Here is a 3,925-nt window from a genome sequence, read left to right on the forward strand (position 1 = left end):
CGTTATCTTGGGCGGGCTCGACTGTTTGGGGGCGTGATCTGGGTGTTTGTGTCGTGGACGGTGTCCGTGATGTGGGTGTCGGCGATGCGGTTGGCGCGGAGCTGTCCGTGCAGGAGTGCGATCTGGTTTCGTAGTTGACGGTTTTCGTTGTCGAGTTCGCGGATGCGTTCGTGTGCGAGGGTGAGGCGTTGGCGCAGGGAGGCGTCGGAGCCGCGCTCGACTGGGGCAGGTGGTGCCGGCTCGGGCGTCTCCGATATGGCGGTCAGTCGGCGGAGTTGGTCGCGCAGTGCGGGCTGGGCATACAGCCATGAGCGGGAGACGCCGGCGAGGGCGGCGATCTGTGTGATAGTGCGCCGCTGGCCGGTTTCGCCGAGTTCCTGCAGGGCTTGCCGGGCGCGTTGGAGGGTGTCGGCGCGGCGGCGTTGGGCAGCGGCGAGGAGGTAGTGGCTGTTGTCATGGCGCATCGGATGGTTCCTTTCCGCAGCATGTTTCGCTGCCCGCTGCAGCGCACCGGCAGTCGCGTTGGTCGGTTTCGAGGGTGGCGATGATGGTAAGCAGGTTGGTTTCGACGGTGTGGTTCATCTCGGCCAGGCGGGTGTGGCCGTCGGTTTGAGCACGCGAGATCAACGTGCGGGTGTCATCGAGCTGCTTGCGGTGTTGGGGTAGGAATTCGGCGGTCGTGATGAACAGCGGACAAGTCAAACATGCGTTGGCGTGCGGGCACGATTTCTGTAGTGGCAGACCACAATAGCCGTTGGGCAGCGCTATTTTCGCGCGTGCAAGGTTCTGCTTCATCCACTCGCCATCGGCGAGGGGCCCGTCGACGGTGATGTCGACCGGCTCACCGTGGATGTTGATCTTCTGGGCGCGTTCCCACTGCTCTCGTATGGTGGTGTCGGCCAATCGGGCATACACGGCGGTCATGGTGTGGCTGGTGTGGTCGAGCAGGCGTCGGACCACTTCCTGCGGCACCTCATGGTTGATCCATCGTGTGGCCGCCGTGTGCCGGAACTGATGAGCGGTGATATGCGCTGGCTGACCGAGTTCATCTGTGACACCACATGTTTCGAGCCACTGCCCGAGCTGGAGGTGGAACGTCACGGTGGGAATGGGCAGCCGTCCGTCGGGGTTGGCGCTGCTGCGCGGCAGCAACACGGCGGTGGTTGGAAACCGCTGCCGGGTGCGCTCCTGCTGCGTCTGGATCATGGCGGTGAGTTCGTCGTCGATGGGCACCACCGCGTCGCGGCGCATCTTATGGTTGCGGTAGCGCAAATAGACCGCGCCCTGCGGGTCGCGAACCAGACAGTCCAGCGCCAGCCGGGTGGCGTCGCCAATGCGCAGGCCGGTGCGGATGAGGACCTCCACCAGCAGCCGGATCCGCGGGTCGCTGATCCGGTCGAGGTTGGCCGGGCTTTCCAACTGGCCCATGACGAACTCGGGAATCGCCCGCGGTGCCGGTGTCTCGTCACGGCGGGGCTGGTCGCTGGGATACAGCTGCGCCTCGGCCGGCAGCGATGCCCACCGGTGCTGGCGAACGGCATTCAGAAACCCGGTCACACAGCCGATCTCGGCGCTGCGGGTCTTCGGTTGTGGGATCTCAACGGCCAGTCGAGCCAGGTAGGCCTCCAGCGCTGCCCGCTCGAGCGCACCCGGGCCCGACGAGCTCGCTAGTCCGGGCATGAACTGCGACAAACGAACGAGCGCGAGGCGATCACTGCGTAGCTGCCCCAGCCCGACTCCGCACGACATGCGCCACCGGCACCATCGTTTGGCCAGCTCTCGAAGCCAGACTGGGTGCACCGCAGTGAAATCCAGTTTGGCCCCGTCATGGCCGGAAACACCGAGCCGCCGTAGCCGCCACACGTCACGCTGGTATTCGCTGTCCCAGCCGGTCCCGTCGCGCAAATCGAGCACGCACTCGATCGCGTAACCGAGGAACGCGCGCGGGGTGTTGACCGACGCCGCGGCCGGCAGCCCGGCCAGCCAGTCGGCCAGCGGACGATCCAGCAGCGACTCGGCCCCGGTTGCCGACAAGTGGTCCAGCAGCGGCTTGATCGATCGCGGTGTGGTGCGGGTTCGGTTCAGGTCGACGCGGCATTGCAGCGCGTAGCCGATCTCCAGCCGCAACTGCGGCCGCAGCGGCCGCAAGTCGAAGCGATCCTCGCCGTAGCTGGCGCAGTAGGCGATGAACTCCGCCGCCGACGGGCGACCACGCAGCCGCCACCGCCGGTGGTGGGAATGACACCACCCGGCGTCCAGTTCGGCCCACAACATGCACCCCGGGATGGCGCACACCGCTGCCGGCGTGCCGGCCACGTCCGGCTTCCACCGATCCACCACTGGGCGTCCGGCCTTGTCCCAGGCGTGGGAATGCGTGTAGCACAACCGATACCGATGCTGCCCGAAGCCGCAACCGGGCACCAGGCACGATTGCAGCGGCCGGTACCCCATCACCTCTGGATCAGCGGTCGCCGCCCACGCCCGTCGGTCATCCGGGCGACCCGCCTTTCTCCACCGGCCCAGATGGGCCGGGCAGAGCCCGGCGTAGCGACTCGAACGCACACACCCGGGCACCGCGCATGCCGGCGACCCGAGAATCGGATCCGCGACGGCGGGCACCAGCACCTCGACCCGGAACTCCGCACGCACCGCTGCGCCCAAACGCGCAACCCAGCCGGGCTCAATCGGCGGCGCCAGCACCTCGACGCTCACCACGACCCATCCCGGTCCGCCAGCCACCCCGCGGCCACCAACGCGCGGCGGGTGTCCTCGACCTTCAGATGCGCGTACGCGTCACTGGTCGTCGCGATCGACGCGTGCCCCAACAGATGGGCCACCACCTCGACCGGCACCTGGCGGCGCAACAACTCTGTCGCATACGAGTGGCGAAAAGTATGCGGCCCGAACATGATTCCGGTCCGCTCCCGCAATCGGCAGACCAAATCGTAGACGCTGGCATACGTCAACGGATACCCAATAGGACCGGACCACAAGTTGACGAATACGTAATCGCTGTCCAGCTCGCCGTACTCGCCATGCAGATAATCCGCATACAGCCGGATCACCGCGCCCGGCACCGGCACCTGGCGACCCCCGCCCTTGGCTCGGGCACGATTCGTATTCACCCTCGGCACCACCGTCACCAGCCGAGCAGCCGCATCGATGTCGCTGTGCCGCAACCCCAACGCCTCACCAACCCGCAGCCCGGATGCAGCCAGCAGAGAAAACAGGAACCGATCCCGCAGCCGATCACAGGCCGCCACGATCGCCGCGACCAGTTCCGTGTCCAGCGTGTCCGGGATGCGCCGCTGGGCCCGTAACCGGATCCGCCTGCTGCGCTCCGGTCGAGATCCCAGGTGCGCCAGCAGTGGTCGCCACGATCCACCATGTCCCTTATGCCGCTGCCAGGTCGTCAACAGATCACCCAGGTCCACTCCGTGGCGCTGATGGAATTCATAAAACGCCGAGATTGCCGATAGCTTGCGGTTCACCGTGGCCTCCGAGCACATGCTCTCCGCCGTCGGCAGCGCTGACACATTGCCCACTCGCCCCGCCGCGGGTAGTCGCAGCCACGCCACGAACCGGCCCACCTCCTCCAGTCGCACCCGCGACCACACCAGGCCGCCCCGATCGAGGAACTCGAACCAATCCCGCAGATCATGGGCATAGGCCTTGACCGTGTTCGGTGAGCGCTCGATCGCGTGCAGATGCGACAAGAACGCCTCGACCGGCTCCACCACCACCGCATCCTGATCCACCAGCGTCCACGATTCGCGGTCGCCGAACGGCATCACCACCGACTGCACCCGCAGCCCAGGACTCGTCACAGACACCGAAGATAACTGGTCCACAACGCATTTCCCGGCATCTCCGAACGCGTGTCGTCTACATGGTGAACAGCTTCCTCACGGCCTCAGATAACCAA

At 66.3% G+C, this 3,925-nt stretch carries 3 protein-coding genes; all 3 read right to left on the reverse strand.

The window, feature by feature from the left end:
- Positions 1-2: 2 nt before the first annotated feature.
- The 3 genes from HMPREF0591_RS29210 to HMPREF0591_RS29220 are packed head-to-tail and all read right to left on the reverse strand — an operon-like array spanning position 3 to position 3,791.
- Complete coding sequence (locus HMPREF0591_RS29210; protein WP_007172469.1) at positions 3-464, reverse strand: DUF6262 family protein; 462 nt, start codon at positions 462-464, stop codon at positions 3-5.
- Complete coding sequence (locus tag HMPREF0591_RS29215) at positions 454-2,712, reverse strand: tyrosine-type recombinase/integrase (RefSeq protein WP_241007748.1); 2,259 nt, start codon at positions 2,710-2,712, stop codon at positions 454-456. Before HMPREF0591_RS29215 ends, HMPREF0591_RS29210 begins: the two co-directional genes overlap by 11 nt.
- Positions 2,709-3,791, reverse strand: coding sequence for a tyrosine-type recombinase/integrase (locus tag HMPREF0591_RS29220; RefSeq protein ID WP_033717226.1), 1,083 nt, complete (start codon positions 3,789-3,791; stop codon positions 2,709-2,711). The genes HMPREF0591_RS29215 and HMPREF0591_RS29220 overlap by 4 nt, the downstream gene beginning before the upstream one ends.
- Positions 3,792-3,925: the final 134 nt, after the last annotated feature.

The sequence above is a fragment of the Mycobacterium parascrofulaceum ATCC BAA-614 genome (assembly GCF_000164135.1).
GTDB classification, from domain to species: Bacteria; Actinomycetota; Actinomycetes; order Mycobacteriales; family Mycobacteriaceae; genus Mycobacterium; species Mycobacterium parascrofulaceum.